Annotated in this window: 26 protein-coding genes; 20 read left to right on the plus strand and 6 right to left on the minus strand. The window is 66.8% G+C overall.

Going from position 1 to position 25,472, the window contains the following annotated elements; genetic code table 11:
- Positions 1-17 precede the first annotated feature (17 nt).
- The 3 genes from ACAM42_RS04340 (at position 18) to ACAM42_RS04350 (ending at position 3,209) form a co-directional block, all read left to right on the plus strand.
- Entirely contained in the window at positions 18-1,220 is a 1,203-nt protein-coding gene (locus ACAM42_RS04340; RefSeq protein WP_369631227.1) for an amidohydrolase family protein, read from the plus strand.
- The gene (locus ACAM42_RS04345; RefSeq protein ID WP_369631228.1) at positions 1,217-2,542 is read left to right on the plus strand and encodes a cyanate transporter; all 1,326 of its coding nucleotides are present in this window, start codon (positions 1,217-1,219) and stop codon (positions 2,540-2,542) included. The genes ACAM42_RS04340 and ACAM42_RS04345 overlap by 4 nt, the downstream gene beginning before the upstream one ends.
- A gap of 172 nt (positions 2,543-2,714) precedes the next feature.
- Entirely contained in the window at positions 2,715-3,209 is a 495-nt protein-coding gene (locus ACAM42_RS04350) for a nucleoside deaminase (protein WP_369631229.1), read from the plus strand.
- A gap of 4 nt (positions 3,210-3,213) precedes the next feature.
- Here ACAM42_RS04350 and ACAM42_RS04355 read toward each other — a convergent pair whose 3' ends face one another.
- On the minus strand, positions 3,214-4,074 hold the full coding sequence (locus tag ACAM42_RS04355) for a hypothetical protein (protein ID WP_369631230.1): 861 nt from the start codon (positions 4,072-4,074) through the stop codon (positions 3,214-3,216).
- A gap of 141 nt (positions 4,075-4,215) precedes the next feature.
- Here ACAM42_RS04355 and ACAM42_RS04360 point away from each other — a divergent pair, with 141 nt between their 5' ends.
- Positions 4,216-4,599: a hypothetical protein gene (locus tag ACAM42_RS04360; RefSeq protein WP_369631231.1), complete on the plus strand. Its 384-nt coding sequence runs from the start codon at positions 4,216-4,218 to the stop codon at positions 4,597-4,599.
- A 25-nt stretch (positions 4,600-4,624) separates the two neighbouring features.
- Here ACAM42_RS04360 and ACAM42_RS04365 read toward each other — a convergent pair whose 3' ends face one another.
- From ACAM42_RS04365 to ACAM42_RS04375, 3 genes are all read right to left on the minus strand, one after another.
- Positions 4,625-5,050 (minus strand): PaaI family thioesterase, encoded by a 426-nt coding sequence (locus tag ACAM42_RS04365; RefSeq protein WP_070060148.1) that lies wholly within the window; start codon positions 5,048-5,050, stop codon positions 4,625-4,627.
- A 101-nt stretch (positions 5,051-5,151) separates the two neighbouring features.
- Positions 5,152-5,973, minus strand: a complete 822-nt coding sequence (gene dkgB / locus ACAM42_RS04370) for a 2,5-didehydrogluconate reductase DkgB (protein WP_369631232.1) — start codon at positions 5,971-5,973, stop codon at positions 5,152-5,154.
- Positions 5,974-6,025: 52 nt separating this feature from the next.
- Entirely contained in the window at positions 6,026-7,228 is a 1,203-nt protein-coding gene (locus ACAM42_RS04375) for an MFS transporter (RefSeq protein WP_070060146.1), read from the minus strand.
- 258 nt (positions 7,229-7,486) lie between these two features.
- On the opposite strand from ACAM42_RS04375, the gene ACAM42_RS04380 reads away from it, so the two are divergent.
- From ACAM42_RS04380 to ACAM42_RS04395, 4 genes are all read left to right on the plus strand, one after another.
- Positions 7,487-9,055, plus strand: coding sequence for a DGQHR domain-containing protein (locus ACAM42_RS04380; RefSeq protein ID WP_369631233.1), 1,569 nt, complete (start codon positions 7,487-7,489; stop codon positions 9,053-9,055).
- 2 nt (positions 9,056-9,057) lie between these two features.
- On the plus strand, positions 9,058-10,395 hold the full coding sequence (locus ACAM42_RS04385) for a hypothetical protein (protein ID WP_369631234.1): 1,338 nt from the start codon (positions 9,058-9,060) through the stop codon (positions 10,393-10,395).
- A 5-nt stretch (positions 10,396-10,400) separates the two neighbouring features.
- Positions 10,401-11,531 (plus strand): DNA adenine methylase, encoded by a 1,131-nt coding sequence (locus ACAM42_RS04390; protein ID WP_369632717.1) that lies wholly within the window; start codon positions 10,401-10,403, stop codon positions 11,529-11,531.
- A gap of 450 nt (positions 11,532-11,981) precedes the next feature.
- A complete protein-coding gene (locus ACAM42_RS04395) occupies positions 11,982-12,302 on the plus strand; it encodes a hypothetical protein (protein ID WP_369631235.1) in 321 nt (106 codons plus the stop codon).
- Positions 12,303-12,351: 49 nt separating this feature from the next.
- Here the strand turns inward: ACAM42_RS04395 and ACAM42_RS04400 are convergent, their stop codons facing one another.
- On the minus strand, positions 12,352-13,197 hold the full coding sequence (locus tag ACAM42_RS04400; RefSeq protein ID WP_369631236.1) for an alpha/beta hydrolase: 846 nt from the start codon (positions 13,195-13,197) through the stop codon (positions 12,352-12,354).
- A gap of 175 nt (positions 13,198-13,372) precedes the next feature.
- On the opposite strand from ACAM42_RS04400, the gene ACAM42_RS04405 reads away from it, so the two are divergent.
- Positions 13,373-14,002: a 2-hydroxychromene-2-carboxylate isomerase gene (locus tag ACAM42_RS04405; protein ID WP_070060143.1), complete on the plus strand. Its 630-nt coding sequence runs from the start codon at positions 13,373-13,375 to the stop codon at positions 14,000-14,002.
- Between the two features lie 21 nt (positions 14,003-14,023).
- On the opposite strand, the gene ACAM42_RS04410 is transcribed toward ACAM42_RS04405, so the two are convergent.
- Entirely contained in the window at positions 14,024-14,935 is a 912-nt protein-coding gene (locus tag ACAM42_RS04410; protein WP_056575757.1) for a LysR family transcriptional regulator, read from the minus strand.
- A gap of 180 nt (positions 14,936-15,115) precedes the next feature.
- On the opposite strand from ACAM42_RS04410, the gene ACAM42_RS04415 reads away from it, so the two are divergent.
- From ACAM42_RS04415 to ACAM42_RS04465, 11 genes are all read left to right on the plus strand, one after another.
- On the plus strand, positions 15,116-15,769 hold the full coding sequence (locus tag ACAM42_RS04415; protein WP_062474264.1) for a hydrolase: 654 nt from the start codon (positions 15,116-15,118) through the stop codon (positions 15,767-15,769).
- Positions 15,770-15,798: 29 nt separating this feature from the next.
- Positions 15,799-16,095 (plus strand): DUF1427 family protein, encoded by a 297-nt coding sequence (locus tag ACAM42_RS04420; protein WP_159273859.1) that lies wholly within the window; start codon positions 15,799-15,801, stop codon positions 16,093-16,095.
- A gap of 80 nt (positions 16,096-16,175) precedes the next feature.
- Positions 16,176-18,068, plus strand: coding sequence for an amidohydrolase (locus ACAM42_RS04425; RefSeq protein ID WP_369632718.1), 1,893 nt, complete (start codon positions 16,176-16,178; stop codon positions 18,066-18,068).
- 8 nt (positions 18,069-18,076) lie between these two features.
- Complete coding sequence (locus ACAM42_RS04430; RefSeq protein ID WP_369631237.1) at positions 18,077-18,475, plus strand: DoxX family protein; 399 nt, start codon at positions 18,077-18,079, stop codon at positions 18,473-18,475.
- The gene (locus ACAM42_RS04435; protein ID WP_369631238.1) at positions 18,468-20,051 is read left to right on the plus strand and encodes an MFS transporter; all 1,584 of its coding nucleotides are present in this window, start codon (positions 18,468-18,470) and stop codon (positions 20,049-20,051) included. Before ACAM42_RS04430 ends, ACAM42_RS04435 begins: the two co-directional genes overlap by 8 nt.
- Before the next feature lie 57 nt (positions 20,052-20,108).
- Positions 20,109-20,930, plus strand: a complete 822-nt coding sequence (locus ACAM42_RS04440; protein ID WP_369631239.1) for an alpha/beta fold hydrolase — start codon at positions 20,109-20,111, stop codon at positions 20,928-20,930.
- A gap of 76 nt (positions 20,931-21,006) precedes the next feature.
- Complete coding sequence (dapF, locus tag ACAM42_RS04445) at positions 21,007-21,891, plus strand: diaminopimelate epimerase (RefSeq protein WP_369631240.1); 885 nt, start codon at positions 21,007-21,009, stop codon at positions 21,889-21,891.
- Positions 21,888-22,583, plus strand: a complete 696-nt coding sequence (locus ACAM42_RS04450; protein WP_095948166.1) for a DUF484 family protein — start codon at positions 21,888-21,890, stop codon at positions 22,581-22,583. The genes dapF and ACAM42_RS04450 overlap by 4 nt, the downstream gene beginning before the upstream one ends.
- On the plus strand, positions 22,580-23,224 hold the full coding sequence (locus ACAM42_RS04455) for a YdcF family protein (RefSeq protein WP_369631241.1): 645 nt from the start codon (positions 22,580-22,582) through the stop codon (positions 23,222-23,224). Before ACAM42_RS04450 ends, ACAM42_RS04455 begins: the two co-directional genes overlap by 4 nt.
- A gap of 40 nt (positions 23,225-23,264) precedes the next feature.
- Entirely contained in the window at positions 23,265-24,185 is a 921-nt protein-coding gene (locus tag ACAM42_RS04460) for a tyrosine recombinase XerC (RefSeq protein WP_369631242.1), read from the plus strand.
- 61 nt (positions 24,186-24,246) lie between these two features.
- A complete protein-coding gene (locus ACAM42_RS04465) occupies positions 24,247-25,461 on the plus strand; it encodes a class I SAM-dependent rRNA methyltransferase (RefSeq protein ID WP_139702994.1) in 1,215 nt (404 codons plus the stop codon).
- Positions 25,462-25,472: the final 11 nt, after the last annotated feature.

Genomic DNA, 25,472 nt, shown 5'->3' on the forward strand with positions numbered 1-25,472 from the left:
CCCACGAACGAAACCGAATGACCCAGCTCCTGATCCGCAACGTGCGCCCCCTGGGTGCGTCTCCTGTCGACGTGCACGTGCACGACGGCCGCATTGCCGAGATCGGCGCGGCGCTGGCCGCACCGGCCGGCGCCACCGTCGAAGACGGCGAGGGCGCCTTGCTGCTGCCCGGCCTCGTCGAAGGCCACACCCACCTCGACAAGACCATGTGGGGCATGGACTGGTACCGCAACGAGGTCGGCACGAACCTCATCGACAAGATCGAGAACGAGCGCGCCTTCCGCCACGCCAGCGGGCACGACGCCGCCGCGCAGTCGCTGGTGCTGGCCAAGGCCTTTCTCGCGCTCGGCACCACGCGCCTGCGCACGCACGTCGACGTCGACACCCAGGCCGGCCTGCGCCACCTCGAAGGCACGCTGCGCACGCGCGAGACGCTGCGCGAGGTGCAGCAGATCCAGGTCGTCGCGTTTCCGCAGTCGGGCCTGCTCGGGCGCCCCGGCACGGCCGAGCTGCTCGACCAGTCGCTGGCGATGGGCGCCGACGTGCTCGGCGGCCTCGACCCCTGCGCCATCGACGGCGACCCCGTGAAGTCGCTCGACGTGCTCTTCGGCATTGCCCACAAGCACCAGCGCCCCGTCGACATCCACCTGCACGAGCCCGGCGCCATGGGCGCCTTCTCGCTCGAGCTGATCCTGCAGCGCACCGAGGCGCTCGGCATGCAGGGCCAGGTGGCGATCAGCCACGGCTTCTGCCTGGGCGACGTGAGCGAACGCGAGCGCGACGCGCTGCTCGCGCGCATGGCCAAGCTGGGCGTGGTGCTCATCACCAGCGCGCCGGCCTCGCGCAACGTGCCGCCGCTCATGGCGTGCCGCGCCGCCGGCGTCACCGTGCTGGGCGGCAACGACGGCATCCGCGACACCTGGTCGCCTTACGGCAACCCCGACATGCTCGAGCGCGCCATGCTCATCGGCCTGCGCTACAACCTGCGCCGCGACGACGAGCTCGAAGTGGCGCTCGACACCGTCACCCATTCCGGCGCGCGCGGCTGCGGCTTCGCGGCCTACGGACTCGACGTGGGCTGCCGCGCCGACCTCGTGCTGGTCGACGCGCAAACGCCCGCGCAGGCCGTGGTGAGCCGCCCCGTGCGCAAGCTCGTGGTGTCGGGCGGCCGCGTGGTCGCGCGCCACGGCACGCTCGTGCCCGGCGCCGTGCCCGCGTGAGCCGCGCCGCACGCCCTGCAGCCGACAACCCGCGCACCGGCGCGGGCCCGGTCTTCTTCGCCTGCGTGGTCGTGCTGGTGGCGCTCAACCTGCGCGCCTTTCTCACGTCGAGCAGCCCCTTGCTCGAACCGATCCGCGCCGCCACCGGCATCGGCTTTCACGCCGTCGCGTTGCTCACCGTGCTGCCGATGTTCGCGATGGGCGCGGTGTCGCTGTCGGGCGCGGCCGTGGGCCAGCGCCTGGGCGCGCGCGGCGGCATCGCGCTCGGGCTCGGTGCCATCGCGCTGGCCTGCGCCGGCCGCTACGTGGCGGGCGGCGCCGCGGCGCTGCTGTGGAGCGCCGCGCTCGCGGGCGCGGGCGTGGGGCTGGTGCAGGCGCTCATGCCCGGCGTGGTCAAGCAGGCCTACCCCGCGCGGCTGGGCCTCATGACCGGGCTCTACTCGGCCGCCATCATGGGCGGCGGCGGGCTCGGCGCCATGGCCAGCCCGTGGCTCGCGCGCGCCATGGGCGGCGATGCCCAACTCGACTGGCACGCCGGCCTCGCCATGTGGGCGGTGCTCGCGGTGGTGGCGCTGGCGGCCTGGCTGCGCAGTGCGCGGCGGCTGCCGTCCGCGTCGTCAACTGTGCGAGGCGCCGCCGACCCCTCGCTCGACCGTGCCTGGCTGCGCTGCTTCGGCCACCGCCGCGCGTGGTTGCTGGCCCTGTGCTTCGGCCTCATCAACGGCGGCTACACCAGCCTCGTCGCGTGGCTGCCGCATTACTTCCATGCCGAGCGCGGCTGGACGGCGCAGCAGGGCGGCGCCGTGCTCGCGCTCATGACGCTGGCGCAGGTCGTCGGCGCGCTCACGCTGCCGGCGCTCGCGCGGCGCGGCGGCCAGCGCGACCTGCGGCGCTGGCTGGTCGGTGCGCTGCTGGCGCAACTGGCGGGCTTTGCGGCGCTCGGGCTTGCGCTGCCCGTGCCGGCGGCCGTCATCGCCGTCGTGCTCGGTGCCGGTCTGGGCGGTGCGTTCTCGCTGTGCATGGTGCTCGCGCTCGACCACCGGTCCGACCCCGCGCAGGCCGGTGCACTTGCCGGCTTCATGCAGGGCGTGGGCTTCATGATCGCGGCGCTCGCGCCCTTCGTCACCGGCTGGGTGCGCGAGCAGACCGGCGGCTTCACCATGGCCTGGGCCTACCTGGCCGCCGTCACCGTGCTGCTGCTGCCCGCCGTGCTGCGCTTCGACCCGCGCCGCTACGCGAGTGCCACCGCCGGCCTCTTCGGTGCGCAGGCTGCGCCCGCGCCGTCCCCCATCGACCAGGCCCGCAAGGCTGAGAAGGTGTGAACGAACCCGCCATGTCCGCTCATCCCGCCCAGACGCGCCCCCTCGGCGTTGCAAATGCTCGCCATAGCCCGAGCTATGGCTGCGCTTTGCGCCTTGAGGGGACGCGCCTGGGCGGGCTGCTCGGCCACGCCGGATTCATTCACACCTTCTGAGCACCCAGGAGATCCGACCCATGTACAACGAACACTTCATGCAGCGCGCCCTGGCCCTTTCGGCCCGGGCGCTCCAGGAGCCCGGCACCGAGCCCTTCGGCGCGGTCGTCGTCAAGAACGGCGCGGTGGTGGGCGAGGGCTTCAATCACTCCGTCGCGCACCACGACCCCACCTCGCACGGCGAGGTCGAAGCCATTCGCGATGCCTGCCGCCGGCTGGGCACCGTCGACCTGTCGGGCTGCGAGCTCTACACCTCGTGCGAGCCCTGCGCCATGTGCGTGGCGGCCATGCACATCGCGGGCATCGGCCAGCTGTACTACGCGGCCACGCTCGCGCAGTCGGGTGAAGCCTTCCAAGGCGTGACCGTGGAAGCGCGCCATCCCATCGACGTCGACGTGCTGCGCACCGAAGCCGGTGCACCGCTGGCCGCGCGTGCGCAGCCGGCCGAACAGAAGATGGACGCCGAAGCCGTGCGCATCCTCTCGGCGTGGGCCGAGCCGCGACGCGGCAACTGACACGCTACGCGGCCGCAGCATCGCCGCGCGTTGCGGCTTCGAACTCGGCGCGGTTGAGCAGGCCGAAGTACAGCACGTCGTACCACTGCAGCCCCAGCGGATATTCCGTGGCGCGGCTGCGCGTGCTGTCGCAGTCGTCGTCGAAGCGCAGCCCGAAGAACGCATCGAGCGGGGCCGCCTGTTTTTTCGCACCGGCTTCGCGCAGCAACTGCGCCGCCGCCGCGATGTCTTGGGGCAGCGCATCGAGCGCGGCGCCGGCCTGCTGGCAGCGCGCGAGCTCCTTCTCGACGCAGGCCCGCAGCGGAGCCTCTTCCGATTCGGTCATGGTGTCGAGCTCGACCGTCTCCAGCAGCAGGTGCTCGTTGCGGTGGGCTTCGAGAAAAGCCAGGGTCTCGTCCAGCCAACCCGGCAGCTGCGTCGAGCCCGTCGCGGGTGTGGCCGCTGCGCGCGCGGCAGTCGCAGGCGGTGCCTTCGGTGTGGCGGACGGCGAGAACCAGCCCTTGAGCCGGTCGACGAACGACGTGGCCTTCGGCGCGGCCACGACGGGCGCTGCTACGGGCGCGGGCGCAGGCACCGGCGCCTGCGCCGCCAGGTACCGCATGATGTCGATGAGCCGCTTCACCCGCGCAAAGCCCGGCTCGAAGCGGCCACTGATCGCGTACAGCCGGACCTTCTCATCCCCTTCGTCGCTGTCGAGGCCGTCGGAGATCAGCGACGCGCACAACTGCGGATCGCCCGACATCAGCAGCCGGTACATGAACGGAATGTCGTAGTTCCATTCGGAGATGCCCGAGATGGTTTCGGGCCGGTCCGTGTACGCCGTGGGCCGGTTGGTGAGGCTGTAGAGGTAGGAGCGATTGGCCATTGGATTGATGAAGTGTGAACGGCGGCTGCACTCTGAACGCGCCGCGGTGAACCAACAAAAAATGAAGAAGAGCCACCCCTCGCGAAGCGGCCTTCGGCCTGGTCGGCAGATTCTGCCTTCGCCAGATTTACACTCCGCCCCATGCAAGGAAAGCAAGGCAACGGCGACGTTCAGCGCGGTCTGCAGCCCGTGGTGGAGCTGCGGTCTGAAGGCGCGTCGTACCTGTATTCCGTGCGCGCGCCGCGCTCCAAGGGCGTGATCCCGCCCAGCTCGTACAGCCACACCGGCTTTGCCAGCGTCGCCGATTGCCTGCGCGACATTGCGCGCGCGCTCGGCGGCAACTTCAGTCGCATCTACGTGCGCCTCGAAGGCCACTGCGTCGGCGAGCGCGACATTGCCGAGCTGCGCAAGGCGCCCGACATCGTCGCGGCCGAACTGCAGGCCCTGTGCCGCGCGGTGATCGCCGAGCAGCAGAAGCAGCAGCAACAACAAGAACAGAGCGAAGCCACCACGCCGCGCTGCTAGCCGCGCGAGGCGGGGTGCCGTTCGCTCACTGCGGCACGTTCACGATGGTCGCCTGCATCATCGCCACCACCTTGTAATCGGTGTCGCCCGCCTTCGCGAAGGCACGCACTTCGCCCGTGCACACCGCGAGCAGCTTGCCCGAACTCTGCACGCGGCCCACCGCCAGGAAGCGCTCGCCCAGCGCGGGCCGCATGAAGTTGATCTTGAACTCCGCCGTCACCACGTCGCAGCCCTGCGGCGCCTTCGTGAGCCCCGCGTAGCCGCAGGCGCTGTCGACGATGCTCGTCACCGCGCCCGCATGCACATAGCCGCGCTGCTGCGACAGCGCTTTTGAAAACGGCATCTCGATGTGCACCTCGCCATCGCCCACATGCACCAGCCGCGCGCCGAGCGTGGCCATCAGGCCCTGTGCGTTGAAGCTGTCGGAGATGCGGGTGTGGAGGTCGGTCATGGCTGGCAAGCGAAAAGAAGCAGAAGAAAAAGGGCGCCCATGAGGGCGCCCCGAGGGGTCACTGCATTCTGCCGCGCGGCGCTACGCCCCGCGCCAGCGCCTCAGTCCCACGCCGGCGACAGCCCTTGCGGATCGGTCAGCCGCTCGCCCCGCTCGAGCGCGGCGATCTGCGCCATCTCGGCCTCGGTCAGCGTCAGTTGCTGCGCCTTCAGGTTGCTTTCGAGGTTCGCGCGCTTCGTCGACGACGGAATCACCGCATAGCCCAGCTGCATCGCCCAGGCCAGCACCACCTGCGCGGGCGTGGCGCCGTGCGCCGTGGCAATGGCGCCGATCACCGGGTCGTTCAGCACCTTGCCGTAGGCCAGCGTCATGTACGAGGTGATGCGGATGCCCTGGCTCTGCGCGAAGGCCGCCACCTTGCGGTTCTGCAGGTAGGGGTGCAGCTCGATCTGGTTCGTGGCAATGGCCGACGCGCCCACGGCGGCAATGGCCTCCTGCATCAGCGCGATGTTGAAGTTCGACACGCCGATCTGCTTCGTGAGCCCCAGCGCCTTGGCCTCGGCCAGCGCGCCCATGAACTCCGCCACTGGCACCGCGTTGCCGGGCGAGGGCCAGTGGATCAGCGTCAGGTCCACATGGTCTGTGCGCAGCTTGGCCAGGCTGTCTTTCAGGCTGGGCACCAGCTTGCTCTTCGCGTAGTGGTCGGTCCAGATCTTGGTGGTGATGAACAGGTCGCTGCGGGCCACGCCGCTTTCGGCAATGGCCTGGCCCACTTCGGCTTCGTTGCCGTAGATCTGTGCCGTGTCGATCGTGCGGTAGCCCAGGTCGAGGCCGTTCTTCACCGAGTCGATCACCACCTGGCCCTGCAGGCGGAAGGTGCCGAGGCCGAAGGCGGGAATGGGGGTGTTGTTGTTCGTGGTCATGGCGTGTGTGTTCCTTGTGTTCAAAGAAAGAAAAAGAAGAGAAGAGAAAAGCTCAGTGCCCGACCGGCACCGGCCCCGAGGCGCGCACCGGAATGCCGGCGCGGCGGTCGAGCGAGCCGCTCCATTGCGTGAGGGCCAGAGAGACCAGCACGACGAGTGCGCCGATCCAGGGCGTGTGCATCAGCCCGAGGTGCGTCACGATCAGGCCGCCGGCCCAGGCCGCGCCCGCAATGCCCAGGTTGAAGGCCGCGATGTTCAGGCCCGAGGCCACGTCCACCGCCTGCGGCGTGAAGCGTTCGGCCTGCTTCACCACGTACACCTGCAGCCCCGGCACGTTGCCGAACGCCACCGCGCCCCACATCAGCACCGCCACCAGCGCCAGCCACTTGTGCGGCGCCGCGAAGTTGAAGACCAGCAGCACCGCCGCCAGCAGCGCAAAGATGATCTTCAGCGCCGGAATCGGGCCCATGCGGTCGGCCAGCTTGCCGCCCCAGATGTTGCCCACCGCCACCGAGATGCCGTACACCAGCATCACCCAGCCCACCGCGCCGGCGCTGAAGCCCGACACGTCGGTGAGGATCGGCGCCAGGAACGTGAACGGAATGAACGAGCCGCCGTAGCCGATGGCCGTCTTGGCATACACCAGCAGCAGGCGCGGCTCGGCCAGCACCTTGGCTTGTTGCGCCAGCGAGGCCGGCGGCGTGTGGCGGATGTTGCCCGGCACGAAGATCCAGCTGCCGATGAAGGCGACAACGCCCAGCGCCGACACCGCCAGGAAAGTCTCGCGCCAGCCGAAGTGCTGCCCGATGAACGTGCCCAGCGGCACGCCCGTGACCAGCGCCACCGTGAGGCCCGTGAACATGATCGCGATGGCGCTCGCCGCCTTTTCCTTCGGCACCAGGCCGGTGGCAATCGTCGAGCCGATCGAGAAGAACACCCCGTGCGCCAGCCCCGTGAGCACGCGGGCGGCAATCAGCGATTCATAGCTGGGCGCCTGCCACGCCAGCAGGTTGCCGACCGTGAACAGCGCCATCAGCCCGAGCAACAGCGCCTTGCGCGGCAGCTTGCCCGTGAGGGCCGTGAGCACCGGCGCGCCAATGGCAACGCCCAGCGCATAGAGGCTGACCAGCAGGCCCGCCGAGGGAAGGCCGATGCCGAGGTCGGCCGCGACGGTGGGAATGAGGCCAACGATGACGAACTCGGTCGTTCCGATGGCGAAGGCGCTGAGGGTCAGCGCGAGTAAGGCGATTGGCATGAGAGCACTCCTTGGGGATGGGAGGAGTGTCTTGCGGTTTTTCTTGCAGAAAAACAGGGTTTCGTGAAGAAAACTTTTGACTTGAAGTCAAGAGTTATTGCGAAAAAACACCCGATTGCGCCAGTGGATTCGTGGAAGGGTGTCGCTTGTCGCCGCCACTTCGTTCACTTACCTATGGCTTGATGGGAGGCGGAGGCCAATGCATTTGGGTGGCCTTATTATTCGGCCACAGAAAAATCGATCTGCGCGCTCCTCGGAATGGCTGCCGCTTTTTTCGGCCAGATGCCGACTCTTACAGAAATGAGGGATCCTTTGACCAAGAACCAGCAACGCATCGCCGCTATCCAGTGCAAGCAGTGGCTTGCTGAGTGGGATGCATACCCGTTCCCCGAGGAAAACGAGCGCAAGAGGCCGCCAGAGCAACTACTGGTCTTCTCGATGTCTGCCAAGCAACTGCGCAAGCTATCTGGTGTGTATGTTCGGAGGCGCGAAGGTTCTGATGCAACAGGCATACAGCGATTGCACGAAAAAGATCGATCGCAAAAAATTGGGGAATATGTCCGTGCTGGATATCCCTTTGGTGACCTATCTGGCAAGCAAAAAGCTGATGAGGCAAATGACTCTTTGAAGAAGCCAGGTTGGCTTCCAACGGCAATTGTTGTCAATTTTCTCAAGCCGGGAGATCAGCGTCGAGGCAAGACAGTAGATGCGGCAGATGCGCTCGAAGTGGAGGCTGCGAATGGTGCGGTACAGATCGTTCTGCCGAGTGGGGTGACCGAGAGCGCTTGGGAGCCAAAGGGCTTAGCTCCGATTGAGGTTATCGATGGGCAACACCGTCTTTTTGCGTTTGATGAGGCGTCGGGGCTACCGGATGACTTTGAGCTTCCGGTGGTGGCTTTTCACGGTTTGGATATGGGATGGCAGGCCTACCTTTTTTGGTCCATCAATGTCTCGCCAAAGAAGATAAATCCAAGTCACGCTTATGACCTCTTCCCATTGCTTCGAACACAGGATTGGTTGGAAAGCGTCTCGGCCGTGCACGTATACCGTGAAGCGCGAGCGCAAGAACTTACGGATCTGCTTTTTCGTCACAGTGAAAGTCCCTGGAAGGGACGGATCAACATGCTGGGTGAGCGAAAGTCCGGTTGGGTTTCCCAGGCCGGATGGGTGCAGGCAATCTACAACTCATTTCTAAGCCCTGGACTGGTGGGAAGAAGTCGAAAGGGGCTCTTCGCGGCGAATTTGTCATCGACAACGGGACCGCTTGACTGGAGCCGTCCACAACAGGCCGCATTTCTCATCTTTCTTTGGCAAAAATTGCGAGACGCCGTTGCTAGCAAAGTAGAAGGGTGGCCAGCTTCGTTGCGTGAGCAAACAACACCACAGATTGATTTACAGGATGGGTTTGATCTCGCGTTTCTTGGGCCAAAAACTCTCCTCAATCAAGAGCAAGGGGTTCGAGGATTCTGCATCGCGCTCAATGACGTCTTGTATCGATCTGCGAGTAGGCTACAGCTAGATCAGTGGCGCATGGATGACATTGATGCAGGTGAAACTCGAAGCGAGGATATCGACCGAAGCCTGAAAGAGATGGAGGGACAACCATTTCGCGACGAAATCACTCAGGCCATTGCGACGTTGGCGGAGTTTGATTGGCGTTCAAGCGATGCTCCAGATCTGACGCCTGAAGAGGAGTTGACCAAAGTGGGGTTTCGAGGGACGGGCGGATATGGTCGGGTACGCCAAGAGCTTCTCGGATTACTCGCTAAAGAGAGCACAGAGCTAGGCAAGATAGCGGCACAGATTCTGGCCAGTGAGAAAAGCTAAGGATGGCTGCCTCACCCTTTAACCAAGCCGACGAGACAGCGCTCCTGCTTGCAGACCGCTCATCGATCGTCCAAGCGATGACCACCTTTGCGTTCCCTGCAACAGGAGCTTGGTTGCCCGGTGTGCATGTAGCTATAGCGGGCATCGAAAAAGACCATCGTCCCGGTGGCGCACTGGCGATTCCGGGGGGCTCTTTGTCCGAGTATTTGGCCGCTGCAGCGCCAACGCATTGCGCTGATGGCTGGAGCTATCTTTCAAGGGCGTTGCATTCGTATCTCATGGGTGATGCGCATTCATCGTGGCATTTTTCGTACTACGCTGAGCTGCGTGCTGCTCAATCGATTCTTTCGGGGTTGGGCTGCGGAGCCTTCAATACTTGGAACTGCGTGCTTGATGCTCACGGTGCGATTCATTCACTAGCAAAGCGTCCGACGCACGAGATGGTGTGGCTCGCTCTTGGGTTCTTGATCAAGAGTTCTACCGCAGCAAGTTCAGAAATTGCCGCTGCAACGAAAATTTTTGGCGAATCTGTTCCAGATATTGTTCAGTACGCATATCCAGGTGTAAATGCCGCGACAACGTCTTCTAGCTGGATCTCGGATTGGTTGTATGACTTGGAAGTTGGTGCGGAGGACAAGGGATTCAGAAATCGATGCAGCTACAACCCGCATATCCTCACCCCGCATCGAGCGAACGTTCAAGAGAGCATGGAGTTGGTGACATCGCTATGGAAAGTTCTCGAGCCTTCGCCAGGGGCCGCGTTTCTGCAGCTAGACAAACACATAGTGCGATCGGCTCTGCGAAAGGCAGCCAGTGACTCGTTGCGGCTGCGCGGCACACCAGATCCCATCGCCGCCGCTGCCTTGGAGGCTGAACTACGTGCGGCCTATGAGAGGCTTGTTGGCGCTGCACCCGTGCTTCAGTCGATACCCCTAGATTTTTTGGCGAATCCTCTGGAGCAGGATCACCCGTTGCTTCAGCATGCTCAGGACTACTCTGCATCTCCCGCAACGCCGAGGCCAGTACTTGCACGAGCGAGTTTGCTTCTAAGGGTAGCAACGGGAATGACGCAAAACTTGCTCCGCGATGCAGGTCAAGAGTCTCAACTGGGATTTTGGTTGGATGACCTTGCAGAGCTACAAGGCTTGGTCTCGCAACGCTCTGAGATGCCGAGTAGTCGAATGGATCTCTATCTTGATTGCGTTGATGCATCTGAGCAGTTCGAGAGTGAGTATGCAAAAGGCAAAACCTCGTTGGCCGCTTTGATGGGTAGTCCAAAAGTAAGAACTCATCTGCTATCGCAAGCCGAACGCGTCGTGCAGTGGAGTTTTGCGTCGTGAAGTACATGGGTTCCAAGCGGTCCATGCTTCTTAACGGCCTCGGGGAGTTGCTTACGGATCTGGTTCCGAAGAGGAGGGGGTTCTTCGATCTTTTCTGCGGGACTGGCTCGGTTGCCGGATACGTGGCTCAGCGCTTTCATACCTCGGTCTGTGCTGGGGATCTTCAAAAATACGCTGTCGCCCTTGCCGCATGTCAAATCGAACAAACAGCCGTTTTTTCGGCAACTGAAATTGGACAAGATTGGATTCAGGCAGCGAAATTTTGGTTGGATGAGCGTCGCAACCTGATTGACCCTGCACTCTTGTTAAGACCTGCCAGTGAGGGTCTCGAGGATTGGCGATTTGCCGTCCTAGAGGCACGTCGACTGTGTGTCGAACTGCCAGCCGAGTTCTCCTTGGCTAGAGCCTATGGCGGGCACTACTACAGTCCGCACCAAGCTATTTCGCTCGATGCCCTTCGTGCGACTCTTCCTGCGCAGCAGCGAGGTGCCGCACTTGCTGCATTGATCGATGCCGCAAGTACGTGCGCTGCAGCGCCAGGGCACACTGCACAGCCTTTTGGAATCAGTGATTCTGCATTGCCTCATTTGGCAAATGCGTGGTCCAGAGATGTTTCCTCATCTGCGCTGTCGGCGCTTTCTAAAATTGCTCGTCTCCAAGCAAATGTGCCGGGTCGCGCGGTAAAGTCTGATGCGCTAGAGCTGACCAATGAGCTTGATGAGGGCGATCTTGCTTTCATCGATCCACCATACTCAGAGGTTCAATACAGCCGCTTCTATCACGTGCTGGAAGCTGTGGCCGAGGGGTTTGCCCCGGAGGTTTCGGGTGTCGGCAGATATCCGGAAATTGGATTGCGCCCCCAGTCGAAATTCTCTCTACTCACTCAATCAGCACAAGCTTTTGATGACCTGATGCTTGGGGTTGCTGCGTCTGGGGCAGATGCAATCGTCACTTTCCCTTCGAACGAGGCTTCGAACGGTTTGTCTGGCGATTTGGTAGAAGCGATTTCTGCACAGTACTTTCACGTCAAAACCAAGAAAATTGCGTCTCTATTTAGCACAATGGGAGGCAACGCAATTAGTCGGCATGCGCGGCAGGCTACAACTGAGCTTGTTCTGCACCTTGCTCCTAGGTAGTGATTCGCAGGCTCCTCGACGTTGGCAACGAAACTGCATAGGTTCATGCGCGCGATGTGAAGAAAATGATCTAGAGCAACCGATCGCCGAGTATTCAATGGTGAATGCTGCACGGCTTCCATAGCGCTTACGAAGCGCGCCTCTGAAGACCGAGTTCTGCATATTTGTGCGTTGCCAATACGCGCTCATAGATATACTGTCGCCGCTGCGAAAAAGAAGCGCAGCCGGGTTTGGAAGCCCGTTCGAAACTCTGCGACGAAAGCCGCAGTCACCGCACAGGGTCTGCGGCTTTTTCGTTCGCGCGCCAGTTTTTGGCGGCTCGGACGGGAGGGCGCGAGCCCTGCCGGTTTCTTGCAAGAGTTTCCCGGTCTTCCAACCCGTTCGAGCTGCCGCCCCCGTTTGGAAGCGGGTGCGGCGGTTGTAGCAAACCGAAATTCTTGGAGGCCTCTCATGGCTGAAGCTGCATCCGCGCCCGGGCAATCGCCCACTCGGCACGACCCCGCATTCCCCTCTCTCGACGACCTCGCCCTGCAAGCCTGCGACGACGCCGACAACCTCAACGCTGTAATGCGCGCCTACACCGCGCTAGAAAAGCTCGTAGACACCAGCGCCCTGAACGACAGCGAAGAACTCGCCCCCACCCGCACCGAACTGAGCGCCTTGCTGCGCCTGCTCAACGAAGCGTTGATGACGCGCATCGCCACCGTCAACGCAACAGCCGGTGCCGTACGCGATGCGCTGCAAGCGCAACCCTCGCTCAAGCCGGCTTAGCCCCCGGCGGCCGGCGTGAAGCCTTTGCCTCACGACCGGCCCGCAACCCTCAAGCCACCTTCGGCTCCGGCAACACCGCCGTCAACGCAAAGTCCACCAGCATCAGCCAGGTCTCTTCGAGCCCGGTGATGTTGTGGTGGTCCGAGTTCGACACGGTCTGCACGCTCACGGGCGTGGGCCAGGCGGCGATGAGTTTTTCGGAGCGTTCGTGCGGCACCACGTCGTCCTTCGCGGCGAGCAGCACCTGGGTCTTGGCGGCGACTTCCTTGCTGTGCTCGATGGAGTTGAAGCGGTGCCGCAGCAACAGCGACAGCGGCACGAGCGGAAAGCGCTTCTTGGCGACTTCGAGCAGCGAGTCGTAGGGGGTGATGAGCTGCAGGCTCGCAAATTCCTGCCGCGCCACGAGCTGGATGGCCACGCCGGTGCCCAGGCTGCGGCCCACCACGTGCAGGCGCGCCTGCGGAAAGGCGCGGCGCAGGTGGCTGGCGAACTGGGCGGCGTCGGCCACGGAGGCAATTTCAGAAGGCGCGCCCTGCGAGTCGGCCACGCCCCGGTAGTTGAGTGCCGCAAAGCCGAAGCCCTCGGGCAGCCAGTGCAGCATCTGCGCGGTGGCGCGCACGTCTTCACCGCGGCCGGCGAAGTAGATGAACAGGTCTTGCAGCGCGTCTTCGCCCTGCGGGTGGTACACGTAGCCGCGCACCATGCCGCCGGGCACGGGGTGCGAGTAGGTCGAGAAGTCGTCCGACAGATGCACCACGGGCAGCTTGCGGGCGTTGAACAGGATGTGGCCCTGGCGCGTGGCGAGCAGGGTCCAGTAGGCGGCCAGGCTGCCGATGGCGGCGGCCGAGGCCGACAGGGCAATGCGGGCAATCTTGGCTTGGGTCTTCGGCTGCAAATCAGGGCTCCCGGAAAAGTGGCGGCGGTGCGTCGCAAGGGCAGGGCCCGGCCGATGCACAACCACGCAGCAACGCGCAAGGGGCGTAGTTTCACCGCGTTCGCGAGGCGGTGCGTTGCGAGGTGTATGGCCGTGGCGCGCGGCGCGCCGGCCGGGGGCTGAAGATAATCCCCGCATGATCGCCATCGACTGCTACTACAGCCTTTCCTCGCCCTGGGCCTACCTCGGCGGCCCGCAACTGCAAGACATCGTGCGCCGCCACCATGTGCAGCTCACGCTCAAGCCCTACGACTTCCAGGCGGTGGTGCCGCAGACCGGCGGCATTCCGCTGAAGACGCGCCCCGAGCCGCGCCGCACGTACCACGCGCTGGAGCTGTCGCGCTGGCGCGATTACCTCGGCATGCCGATGAACCTGGAGCCCGCGCACTACCCGAAGGGCGCACCGACCGACCCGAACTGGAACAAGTACCCGGGCTGGATGGTGATCGCCGCCCAGCTGCAGGGCCTGGACGCGCAGCCGCTGTCGCACGCGCTGCTGCGCGCGCTGTGGGCCGAGGAGCGCGACACGGCGCAGGCCGCGGTGCGCATCGCGATCGCCGATGAAAACGGCTACGACGGCGCGGCGCTGCAGGCGCTGGAGCAGTCGGCCGAGGTGCTGGCCGTGTACCGCGCCAACAGCGCCGACGCGGTGGAAGCGGGCGTGTTCGGCGCGCCCACGTTCATCCTGAACGGCGAGCGCTTCTGGGGACAAGACCGGCTGGCGTTTCTCGACCGGGCGCTCGACAAGCTGCGCGCCGGCGGCTGAGCGACAACCTCTCTTTTTTCTTCAGAGGAACGAGCGCGGCAGCAGCGCGGGCACGAGCGTGCGGTGCAGCCGCTCGCGCCACCAGCGCAGCGCCTGGCCCTGCGCGCCGGTCTTCCACGCGAGCCAGAAGGCTTCCGGCGCGCGCGGTTCCTCGGTCGGCAGTTCGACCAGCGTGCCGCGCGCCAGCTCGTCGGTGATGCAGGCGCGCGGCAGGAAGCCGTGGCCCAGCCCGGCGACCTGGCAGGCGACCTTGGCGGCCATCGACGGCACGGTGATGCGCGGCTGGCCGGCCATGAGGCCGACGGTGCGGTCCGACAGGGTGCGCGCGGTGTCGCCGACCACGATGGCGTTGCAGTCGATGAGGTCGCCGCGCTGAACGGGGCGCTTCAGCCGCGTGAGCGGGTGGGTGGGCGCGACGCAGAAGGCGAACGCCAGGCTGCCCACGGCCACGGCCTGGTGGCCGCCGCCGGCCGGGCCTTCGCCCGCGGCCACCACGATGTCGGCGCGGCCCTCGCGCAGCGCCTCCCAGCTGCCGGTGAGTGCCTCGCAGCCGATGCGCAGCCGCGTGCCGCAGCGCAGGTCTTCGAAGGCGCGGATGTCGTCCATGAAGGCCTGCGTGGGAATGAGCGAGTCGTGCACCAGCCGCAGCTCTGATTCATAGCCGGTGGCAATCTGCCGCATGCGCGATTCGAGGTCGCTCGCGGCGCCGAGCAGCCATCGGCCTTCCTTGAGCATTTCTTCGCCGGCGGCGGTGAGGGTCACGCGCGGGCCGTTGCGCTCGAACAGCAGCATGCCCAGCTGCTCTTCGAGCTTGCCCACGGCGTAGGAGATGGTGGAGGGCACCTTGTTCAGCCGCGCGGCGGCGGCGGCAAAGGAGCCGTGGCGCGCGATGGCGTCGACGACCTCGATGGCTTCCAGGGTGAGCTTGAGCACGGGGCGTTCCTCGCAGCAAAAAGGAATGATCGAAAACTTCGATCATTGATGGTGAAAAGTTTCGTCGATGGGGCCCTGCGTGCACCGGATGATTCAGCCCACGCCAAGGAGATTCCCTCCGAAAGCGATTGTGAACTGAATCGAACATCCACGCACCCAACTTTGCCGAAGGAGCCTTTCATGACCGTCCAAGCCACCCCCACCGCCGGCGCCAAGCTGCTCACCCCCACCGACCACACGCTGGTGATGATCGACTTCCAGTCGCAGATGGCCTTTGCCACGCACTCGATCGACGCCGTCAACCTGCGCAACAACGCCGCGCTGGTGGCGCAGGCGGCGGCCGGCTTCAAGGTGTCGACCATCCTCACGACCGTGGCCGAGAAGAGCTTTTCGGGCCCGATGTTCAGCGAGATCACCGACGCCTTCCCGGGCCAGAAGATGCTCGACCGCACCTCGATGAACACCTGGGAAGACGCCGCCGTGATCGAGCGCGTGAACGCCATCGGCAAGCCGCGCATCGTGCTGGCCGGCCTGTGGACCAGCGTGTGCATCGTGGGCCCGGCGCTGTCGGCGCTGGACCAGGGCTTCGAGGTGTACGTGATTGCCGACGCCTGCGGCGACGTGTCCACCGAGGCGCACAACCGCGCGATGGAGCGCATGGTGCAGGCCGGCGCGCAGCCGATGACCTCGCTGCAGTACCTGCTCGAGCTGCAGCGCGACTGGGCGCGTGGCGACACCTACGAGTTGACGACCGGTATTGCGAAGAAGGTGGGCGGCGCCTACGGTCTGGGCGTGACGTACGCCAAGACGATGTTCGGCGCCCACGAGGGTTGAACGCAGAGCACCCGGAAGGCCGACCGACCATGAAGACCTATGTCGTTTCCCTCGCGCTCGGCCTGCTGGTCGGCGTGATCTACGCGCTCTTCCAGGTGCGCTCGCCGGCGCCGCCGGTGATCGCCCTGGTGGGCCTGCTGGGCATCTTGCTCGGCGAGCAGATCCCGCCGCTGGTGCGGCAGGTGTTCGACCGGCCGGCCGCCACCTCGTGGCTGCATGACCAGGTCAAGCCGCACGTGTTCGGCGAGCTGCCGACCTGCGCGCAGCCCGGGGCGGTGAAGTCCGCCGCCGCCGGCAGCCGCCCGTCCGAGCGGAGCGACGCATGAACGCCCCCGACCCGCAACGCCGCCACTTCCTGGGCGCCCTCGGCGCCTTCGCAGCCACCTCCCTCGCACCCGCATCCACCATGGCCACCACCCAGACCCCCGACCTCATCCTGCGCAACGGCCGCTTCACCACGCTGGACCGTGCCAACCCCACGGCCGACGCGGTGGCCATCAAGGACGGCCGCTTCATCCGCGTGGGCCGCGCCGAAGACGTGCTGCCGCTGGCCGGCAGCCAGACCCGCGTGATCGACCTGCAAGGCCAGCGCGTGCTGCCGGGCCTGATCGACAACCACCTGCACATCATTCGCGGCGGCCTGAACTACAACACGGAGCTGCGCTGGGACGGCGTGAAGAGCCTGGCCGATGCGATGGGCATGCTCAAGCGCCAGGTGGCGATCACGCCCGCGCCGCAGTGGGTGCGCGTGGTGGGCGGCTTCACCGAGCACCAGTTCGTCGAGAAGCGCCTGCCGACCCTGGCCGAGCTGAACGCGGTGGCGCCCGACACGCCGGTGTTCATCCTGCACCTGTACGACCGCGCGCTGCTCAACGGCGCCGCGCTGCGCGCCGTGGGCTACACCAAGGACACGCCCGCGCCGCCCGGCGGCGAGATCGTGCGCGACAGCGCCGGCAACCCCACGGGCCTGCTGCTGGCCAAGCCGAACGCGGCCATCCTGTACGCCACGCTGGCCAAGGGGCCGAAGCTGCCGTTCGAGTACCAGCTCAATTCCACGCGCCACTTCATGCGCGAGCTCAACCGCCTGGGTGTGACCGGCGCCATCGACGCGGGCGGCGGCAACCAGAACTACCCCGACGACTATGCAGTGATCCAGAAGCTGCACGACGACGGGCAGCTCACGATCCGCCTGGCCTACAACCTCTTCACGCAGAAGCCCAAGGCCGAGAAGGACGACTTCCTGAACTGGACCGCCAACTCCAGATACAAGCAGGGCGACGACTACTTCCGCCACAACGGCGCGGGCGAGATGCTGGTGTTCTCGGCGGCCGACTTCGAAGACTTCCGCCAGCCGCGCCCCGACATGGCGCCCGAGATGGAAGGCGACCTCGAAGGCGTGGTGCGCATCCTGGCGCAGAACCGCTGGCCCTGGCGCATGCACGCGACCTACGACGAAACCATCAGCCGCTCGCTCGACGTGTTCGAGAAGGTCAACAAGGACACGCCGCTGGCCGGCCTGAACTGGTTCTTCGACCATGCCGAGACGATTTCCGAGAAGTCGATGGACCGCATCGCCGCGCTCGGCGGCGGCGTGGCGGTGCAGCACCGCATGGCCTACCAGGGCGAGTACTTCGTCGAGCGCTACGGCCCCGGCGCGGCCGAGGCCACGCCGCCGGTCAAGAAGATGCTCGAGCGCGGCCTGAAGGTGTCGGCCGGCACCGACGCGACGCGCGTGGCCTCGTACAACCCGTGGGTGTCGCTGTCGTGGCTGGTCACGGGCAAGACGGTGGGCGGCATGCAGCTGTACCCGCAGCGCAACTGCCTGGGCCGCGAGGCCGCGCTGCGCATGTGGACCGAGAACGTCACCTGGTTCTCGAACGAGGAGGGCAAGAAGGGCCGCATCCAGGAAGGCCAGCTGGCCGACCTGGTGGTGCCCGACCGCGACTTCTTCGCCTGCGCCGAATCGGAGATTGCCGACACCACGGCGCTGCTCACGATGGTGGGCGGGAAGGTGGTCTACGGCGCCGGCCCGTTCGCCGCGCACGACGAAGGCGGCCTGCCGCCCGCCATGCCCGACTGGTCGCCCGCGCGCACCTTCGGCGGCTATGCCGGCTGGGCCGACACCGCCGAGGGCGCGCCGCTGCAGAAGGTGATGCGCAACGCCGCCATGTCGTGCGCCTGCGCCAACGACTGCAACGTGCACGGCCACAGCCACGCGACGGCCTGGAGCAGCAAGCTGCCCATTGCCGACCTGAAGAGCTTCTGGGGCGCGCTGGGTTGCGCCTGCTGGGCGGTGTGATGAAGGCCATGCACTGGACCCTTTCGCCCGCCGTGCGCTGGATCGCCTTGCTGCTGCTGTGCGCGGCCTACCTGCAGGGCGGCCTGAACAAGGCGCTGGACTTCAACGCCGCCATCGCCGAGATGAACCACTTCGGCCTGGCGCCGGCCGGCCCGCTGGCCGTGGCGGTGATCGTGCTGGAGCTGGGCGCCGCGGCGCTCATCCTCATCGGCTTCTGGCGCTGGCTCGGCGCGCTCGCGCTGGGCGGCTTCACGCTCATGGCCACCTTCGTCGCGCTGCGTTTCTGGGAGATGCCGCTGGGGCAGGAACGCTTCATGGCGGCCAACGCCTTCTTCGAACACCTGGGCCTGGTCGGCGGCTTCGTGCTCGTCGCCTGGCTCGACCTCAAGGAGCGCCACGATGACTGAGCCCCAAGCCAAAGCCGCCGGCGCCTTCGCGCCGCTGCGCCAGCCGGTCTTTGCCGTGCTGTGGGCCGCCACGGTGCTGGGCAACATCGGCAGCTTCATGCGCGACGTGGCCAGCTCGTGGCTGGTGACCGACCTGTCGGCCAGCCCGACGGCGGTGGCGCTGATCCAGACGGCGGCGACGCTGCCGATCTTTCTGCTGGCGATTCCGGCCGGCGTGCTGTCGGACATCCTCGACCGCCGGCGCTTCCTGATCTTCGTGCAGGTGCTGCTGGCCGCGGTGAGCGGCACGCTGCTGCTGCTCTCGCACACGGGCACGCTCACGGTCGAGTACCTGATTGCGCTGACCTTCGTGGGCGGCATCGGTGCGGCGCTCATGGGGCCGACCTGGCAGTCGATCGTGCCGGAGCTGGTGCCGCGCAGCGAGCTCAAGGGCGCGGTGGCGCTGAACTCGCTGGGCATCAACATCGCGCGCTCCATCGGGCCGGCGGCGGGCGGGCTGATCCTGGCGAGCTTCGGCGCGGCCGCCACCTACGGGCTGGACGTGCTGAGCTACGTGTTCGTGATCGCGGCGCTCTTGTGGTGGAAGCGCCCGGCGGCGGTGGACAGCGGGCTGTCCGAGAACTTCTTCGGCGCCTTCCGCGCCGGCCTGCGCTACACGCGGGCCAGCAAGGAGCTGCATGTGGTGCTGCTGCGCGCGGCGGTGTTCTTCCTGTTCGCCAGCTCGGTGTGGGCGCTGCTGCCGCTGGTGGCGCGCCAGATGCTCGGCGGCACGGCGAGCTTCTACGGCATCCTGCTCGGCGCCGTGGGCGCGGGCGCCATCGGCGGCGCGCTGGTGATGCCGCGGCTGCGTGCGCGGCTCGATGCCGACGGCATGCTGCTGCTGGCCTCGCTGCTCACCGCCGCGGTGATGGGCGCCCTGGTGTTCGCGCCGCCGCAGTGGCTGGCGGTGCCGATGCTGGGCGTGCTCGGGCTGGGCTGGATCATTGCGCTGACCACGCTCAACGGCGTGGCGCAGTCGATCCTGCCGAACTGGGTGCGCGGGCGCGGGCTGGCCGTGTACCTCACGGTGTTCAACGGCGCCATGGCCGCCGGCAGCCTGGGCTGGGGCCTGGTGGCGCAGCAGATCGGCGTGCCGGCCACGCTGGTGGCGGGCGCCGTGGGGCTGGTGGTGATGGGGCTGGTGTTCCACCGCGTGCGGCTGCCCGCGGGCGAGGCCGACCTGCAGGCCTCGAACCACTGGCCCGAGCCGCTCTTGGCCGAGCCGGTGGCGCACGACCGCGGGCCCGTGATGATCCAGGTCGAGTACCGCATCCGCAAGGAAGACCGGCCGGCGTTCCTCGATGCGATGAAGCGCCTGTCGCTCGAGCGCCGCCGCGATGGCGCCTACGCCTGGGGCGTGCACGAGCACACGGCCGATGCCGAGCGCGTGATGGAGTGGTTCCTCGTGGAGTCGTGGGCCGAGCACCTGCGCCAGCACCACCGCGTGTCGCACGCCGACGCCGACCTGCAGGCCGAGGCGCTGCGCTTTCACATCGGCCCGGGCAAGCCCGAGGTGCATCACTTCCTGGCGCTCTGAGCGGCGCGGATTCTTTCTCTTTCCCTTTCACCCTTTCGTCCATCTCAAGGAAAAACCATGACCACACTGACCCTTCGCGACGGCACCGAGCTCTATTACAAGGACTGGGGCAGCGGCCAGCCCATCGTCTTCAGCCACGGCTGGCCGCTGAGCGCCGACATGTGGGACGCCCAGATGCTGTTCTTCGCCGAGCGCGGCTACCGCGTCATCGCGTTCGACCGCCGCGGTTTCGGCCGCTCCAGCCAGCCCTGGACCGGCTATGACTACGACACCTTCGCCGACGACATCGCCGAGCTGATCGAAAAGCTCGACCTGAAAAACGTGATCCTGGCGGGCTTCTCGATGGGCGGCGGCGACGTCACGCGCTACATCGCGCGCAAGGGCAGCGCCCGCGTGGCCAAGCTGGCACTCATCAGCGCGGTGACGCCGCTGTTCATGAAGACCGCCGACCATCCCGTGGGCCCCGAGGCGTCGCTCTTCGCGGGCATCCGCGCCGGGCTGGCCGCCGACCGGGCGCAGTTCATCGACGACTTCAGCACGCTGTTCTACGGCACCAACCGCCCGGGCGCGAAGGTGTCGCAGGGCGTGTTCAAGCAGACGCTGCAGATCGCGCTGCAGGCCTCGATCAAGGCCACCATCGACTGCGTGACGGCGTTCTCCGAGACCGACTTCCGCCCCGACATGGCGAAGATCGACGTGCCCACGCTGGTGATCCACGGCGGCGACGACCAGGTCGTGCCCTTCGAGGCCACGGGCAAGCTGGCGGCCGAAATGATCCAGGGCAGCCAGCTCAAGCTGTACGCCGGCGCGCCGCACGCCACCTGCACCACGCACGCGGCGCAGGTGAACGCCGACCTGCTGGCGTTCATCCAGGGCTGAGGCCGGGTGTGTCGAAAGGGCCGCGCCCGGCGGCCCTTCCGGCGCGAAGGGCGGCGCCGGTGGCGATAATCCGGCGATGCGAATCCGCTTTACCAAGATGCAGGGAGCCGGCAACGATTTCGTCGTGCTGGACGAAACGCGCGGCACGCTGGGCCTCAGCGCCGCGCAGTACCGCTTCCTGGCCGACCGCCATTTCGGCGTCGGCGCCGACCAGATCCTCACGGTGCGCCCGTCGCCCGCTGCAGGCATCGACTTCCAGTACGTGATTCACAACGCCGACGGCGGCGAGGTGGAGCAGTGCGGCAACGGGGCGCGCTGTTTCATGCGCTTCGTGAGCGAGCACGGCCTGACCGAGAAGAAAGACGTGCGCGTGCAGACGCTGGCCGGCGTGATCGAACCCCGCATGGGCGACGACGGCCGCGTGACGGTCGACATGGGCGCCCCGGTCTTCGAACCGGCGCGCGTGCCCTTCGACACGGCCGGGCTCGACCCGCAGCACGAAGGCGCGTGGCAGAAATGGCACCTGGCCTTGGGCACCCGGGCCGGCAGCGCTATCGTTTCGGTAGCGGTGCTGTCCATGGGCAACCCGCACGCGGTGCAGGTGGTCGACAACGTCGACACCGCGCCGGTGGCCGAGCAGGGCCCGCAGATCGAGCACCATCCGCGCTTTCCGCAGCGCGTGAACGCGGGCTTCATGCAGGTGGTCGACCGCACCCACATCAAGCTGCGGGTGTTCGAGCGCGGCGCCGGCGAAACGCTGGCCTGCGGCACGGGCGCCTGCGCGGCGGTGGTGGCGGGCATTCGCCTGGGGCTGCTGGATTCCCGCGTCGACGTGCAGACGCACGGCGGCATTCTCACGATCGAGTGGCAGGGCGACGGCCGGCCGGTGCTCATGACAGGACCGGCCACGACGGTGTTCGAGGGCGAGATCGACGTGCCCGACATTTCGGAACAGCCATGACCCCATTCACCCACGACAACAACGCCATGAACCCGATCACCGAAGACGACATCGCGAACTACCTGTCGAACACGCCCGACTTCTTCGAGCGCCACGCCCAGCTGCTGGCGCAGGTGCAGCTCACCAGCCCGCACGGCAACCGCGCCGTGAGCCTGCAGGAGCGCCAGGCCGAAATGCTGCGCGAGAAGATCAAGGCGCTGGAGCACCGCCTGATGGACATGGTGCGCCACGGCACCGAAAACGTCGTCATCGCCGACCGCCTGCAGCGCTGGACCAAGGGCCTGCTGACCACGCGCGACCCGCGCAGCCTGCCGTACCGCATCGCGGTCGACCTGCAGTCGCTGTTCCTGGTGCCGCAAACGGCCATCAAGGTGTGGGACTGCGGCACCGAGTACCTGAACGAAGCCTATGCCCAGTGGGTGAGCGACGACGTGAAGGCGCTGGCCACCTCGCTCACTTCGCCGTACTGCGGGCTCAACGCGGGCTTCGAGGCGGCCAACTGGCTGCCCGAGCCGCAGGGCGCCGCGTCGATCGCGCTGATTCCGCTGCGCCCCGACGCCGAGTCGCCGGCCTTCGGCCTGCTGGTGCTGGCCTCGCCGGACGCGCAGCGCTTCAACGCCGAGATGGGCACGGACTTTCTCGAGCGCATCGCCGAGCTGTCGTCGGGCGCGCTGTCGCGGCTGCGCCCTTGAGCCGTTCCGCGCGAAGCGGATGGCGCCGCCGGCCTTGGCTGACCGGCCTGTGCGTGGTCCTGCTGGCCGGCGTGCTCACCTACGCCGCCATCGCAGGTGTGATCTGGCAGCGCGCCGAGGCCGCCCTGGCCGGTCCGCTGCCGCGCGCTGCCGACGTGGCGCTGGTGCTGGGCAACCGCGCCTACCTCGACGGCAAGCCCAACCCCTGCCTCACGGGCCGGGTCGACCAGGGCATCGTGCTGGCGCGCGCCGGGCGCGCGCAGACGCTGGTGTTCTCGGGCGGCGTCGACGTGGAAGACGGCCGCATCGAAGCCGAGGTGATGCGCGACCACGCCACGGGCGAGGGCTACACGGGGCCGATGGTGCTGGAGTCGGTGTCGTCGTCCACGCGCGCCAACCTGTCGCTGTCGCGCACGGTGCTGGAAGCCAAGGGCGTGCGCAGCGTGATCATCGTGTCGGAGCCCTATCACCTGTGGCGCATCGAACGCCTGGTGCGTGCCAGCGGCTTCGACCAGGCCTTCGACGTGCAGTACGCCGCCGCGCCCACCTCGTGCTGGCGCCGCTGGGGCATGCTGTTCAAGGGCGCATTGCGTGAGCCCGCCGCCATCGTGAACAATGCATCGCTCGGTTATCTGTTCTAGCTAGCGCGGCCCCGCGCGGCGCACGGAGCACGACGACACCATGGAATGGATCGACAAATACCTCGAACACGTGCGCGTGGAGCGCCGGCTTGCGCCGCGCACGGTCGAGCTGTATGCGTTCCACCTGCGCGCGCTGACCGACCACGCCGCCGAGGCCAACCTGCCGCTGGACCGCGTGCAGACGGCCCACATCCGCCGCTGGATGGCGCAGCTGCACAGCGCCGGGCGCGAGCCGCGCGGCATTGCGCTGGTGCTGTCGTGCTGGCGCAGCTTCTACCGCTGGCTCGGCCATGAAGGGCTGATCGGCTTCAACCCGGTGCAGGACGTGCACGCGCCCAAGGCGGGCCGGCCGCTGCCGAAGGCGCTGGGCGTGGACGACGCGGTGCGCCTGGCCGAGCTGTACGACCCCGAGGCCGACCCCTGGACCGAAGCGCGCGACGGCGCCATCGTCGAAATGCTTTACGGCTGCGGCCTGCGCGTGAGCGAGCTCACGGGGCTCGACGCCCAGGCCAGCGCCACGGCGCTCGGCTGGGTCGATCTCGATGCGATGGAAGCCCACGTGCTCGGCAAAGGCAGCAAGCGGCGCAGCGTGCCCGTGGGCAGCAAGGCGGCCGAGGCGCTGCGCGACTGGCTCGCGGTGCGCGGCGAGCGCCAGGAGCCGGCGCTGTTCGTCAGCGCGCGCGGCGCGCGCATGTCGTCGCAGGCGGTGTGGAAGCTGCTGCGCGAGCGCAGCCTGAAGGCCGGCCTGGCCGCGCCGGTGCATCCGCACATGCTGCGCCACTCGTTCGCGAGCCACGTGCTGCAGTCGAGCAGCGACCTGCGCGCGGTGCAGGAGCTGCTGGGCCATGCCAACATCGCGACCACGCAGGTCTACACGCGGCTGGACTTCCAGCACCTGGCCAAGGTCTACGACGCGGCGCATCCGCGCGCCAAGGCCCGGTCGGACAAGGACGGCAAGTAGCCACGGCCCGTCGCCTGCATCGTTTTCTTTCGTCTTTCATTTCTTCTTTCATTCATCTCCCATGAAAACCCTCCGCCTCAAGCCGGGCAAGGAGCGCTCGCTCCAACGCCGCCATCCCTGGGTCTTCGAATCCGCCATTGCGCGCGGCGGCGCGGACTCGGGGGAAACGGTGCGCGTGGAGTCGCACGACGGCCACTTCCTCGCGTGGGCGGCCTTCGGCCCCACCTCCAAGATCCGGGCGCGGGCCTGGAGCTTTGACGAGAAGCAGCGCATCGACGCTGCTTTTTTTTCCACGGTCTGCGCGCGCGCGGTGCATGCGCGCGGCCTGTTCGACCTGCAGAGCGACGGCGTGCGGCTGGTGCACGGCGAGGCCGATGGCCTGCCGGGGCTGATCGTCGACCGCTACGGCGACACGCTGGTGGCGCAGTTCTTGTCGGCCGGCGTGGAGCGCTGGAAAGACGTGCTGGCCGATGCGCTGCTCAAGGCCACGGGGCTCACCAAGCTGTATGAGCGCTCCGACGCCAGCGGCCGCGAGCGCGAGGGCCTGAAGCCGGTCACGGGCTGGCTGCGCGGCGAAGGCCCCACCCAGATCACGATCCGCGAGCACGGCTGGCAGCTGTCGCTGGACATCGCCACCGGCCACAAGACCGGCTTCTACCTAGACCAGCGCGACAGCCGCCAGCGCTTTGCCGAGCTGGCGCAGCACCGGCGCTTTCGGCGCGTGCTCAACTGCTTCTGCTACACGGGCGGCTTCACCGTGGCGGCGCTCGCGGGCCTGAAGGCGGCCGGGGCGCTCGAGGGCGCCTCGCTGGTGTCGGTCGATTCGTCGCAACCCGCGCTCGAGCGGGCGCGCGCGCACCTGGCGCTCAACGGCTTCGAAGGGCAGGGCATTGCCACGGAGTTTCTCGACGCCAACGTGAACACGGTGCTGCGCGAGTTCATCGACCAGGGCCGCACCTTCGATGCCATCGTGCTCGACCCGCCGAAGTTCGCGCCCACGGTGGCGCACGCCGAGCGCGCCGCGCGTGCCTACAAGGACATCAACCGCCTGGCGCTCAAGCTGCTGGAGCCGGGCGGCGTGCTGCTGACCTTTTCCTGCTCGGGCGGCATCAGCGCCGACCTGTTCCACAAGATCGTGGCTTCGGCGGGGCTGGACGCCGGTGTGGACGGCTACATCGCCGAACGCCTGGGCGCCGCGCCCGACCACCCGATGACCATCGAGTTCCCGGAAGGGGAGTACCTGAAGGGGCTGGTGGTGGTGAGAAAGCCCCTGTGAACGAGGGCTTG

Source organism: Variovorax sp. V35, from assembly GCF_041154465.1.
GTDB classification, from domain to species: Bacteria; Pseudomonadota; Gammaproteobacteria; order Burkholderiales; family Burkholderiaceae_C; genus Variovorax; species Variovorax boronicumulans.

Coding starts and splice junctions, on each gene's coding strand:
- ACAM42_RS04340 (WP_369631227.1), top strand. CDS start 18: ATGACCCAGCTCCTGATCCGCAACGTGCGCCCCCTGGGTGCGTCTCCT.
- ACAM42_RS04350 (WP_369631229.1), top strand. CDS start 2,715: ATGTACAACGAACACTTCATGCAGCGCGCCCTGGCCCTTTCGGCCCGG.
- ACAM42_RS04355 (WP_369631230.1), bottom strand. CDS start 4,074: ATGGCCAATCGCTCCTACCTCTACAGCCTCACCAACCGGCCCACGGCG.
- ACAM42_RS04360 (WP_369631231.1), top strand. CDS start 4,216: ATGCAAGGAAAGCAAGGCAACGGCGACGTTCAGCGCGGTCTGCAGCCC.
- ACAM42_RS04365 (WP_070060148.1), bottom strand. CDS start 5,050: ATGACCGACCTCCACACCCGCATCTCCGACAGCTTCAACGCACAGGGC.
- dkgB (WP_369631232.1), bottom strand. CDS start 5,973: ATGACCACGAACAACAACACCCCCATTCCCGCCTTCGGCCTCGGCACC.
- ACAM42_RS04375 (WP_070060146.1), bottom strand. CDS start 7,228: ATGCCAATCGCCTTACTCGCGCTGACCCTCAGCGCCTTCGCCATCGGA.
- ACAM42_RS04380 (WP_369631233.1), top strand. CDS start 7,487: ATGGCTGCCGCTTTTTTCGGCCAGATGCCGACTCTTACAGAAATGAGG.
- ACAM42_RS04385 (WP_369631234.1), top strand. CDS start 9,058: ATGGCTGCCTCACCCTTTAACCAAGCCGACGAGACAGCGCTCCTGCTT.
- ACAM42_RS04390 (WP_369632717.1), top strand. CDS start 10,401: ATGGGTTCCAAGCGGTCCATGCTTCTTAACGGCCTCGGGGAGTTGCTT.
- ACAM42_RS04395 (WP_369631235.1), top strand. CDS start 11,982: ATGGCTGAAGCTGCATCCGCGCCCGGGCAATCGCCCACTCGGCACGAC.
- ACAM42_RS04405 (WP_070060143.1), top strand. CDS start 13,373: ATGATCGCCATCGACTGCTACTACAGCCTTTCCTCGCCCTGGGCCTAC.
- ACAM42_RS04415 (WP_062474264.1), top strand. CDS start 15,116: ATGACCGTCCAAGCCACCCCCACCGCCGGCGCCAAGCTGCTCACCCCC.
- ACAM42_RS04420 (WP_159273859.1), top strand. CDS start 15,799: ATGAAGACCTATGTCGTTTCCCTCGCGCTCGGCCTGCTGGTCGGCGTG.
- ACAM42_RS04425 (WP_369632718.1), top strand. CDS start 16,176: ATGGCCACCACCCAGACCCCCGACCTCATCCTGCGCAACGGCCGCTTC.
- ACAM42_RS04430 (WP_369631237.1), top strand. CDS start 18,077: ATGCACTGGACCCTTTCGCCCGCCGTGCGCTGGATCGCCTTGCTGCTG.
- ACAM42_RS04435 (WP_369631238.1), top strand. CDS start 18,468: ATGACTGAGCCCCAAGCCAAAGCCGCCGGCGCCTTCGCGCCGCTGCGC.
- ACAM42_RS04440 (WP_369631239.1), top strand. CDS start 20,109: ATGACCACACTGACCCTTCGCGACGGCACCGAGCTCTATTACAAGGAC.
- dapF (WP_369631240.1), top strand. CDS start 21,007: ATGCGAATCCGCTTTACCAAGATGCAGGGAGCCGGCAACGATTTCGTC.
- ACAM42_RS04450 (WP_095948166.1), top strand. CDS start 21,888: ATGACCCCATTCACCCACGACAACAACGCCATGAACCCGATCACCGAA.
- ACAM42_RS04460 (WP_369631242.1), top strand. CDS start 23,265: ATGGAATGGATCGACAAATACCTCGAACACGTGCGCGTGGAGCGCCGG.
- ACAM42_RS04465 (WP_139702994.1), top strand. CDS start 24,247: ATGAAAACCCTCCGCCTCAAGCCGGGCAAGGAGCGCTCGCTCCAACGC.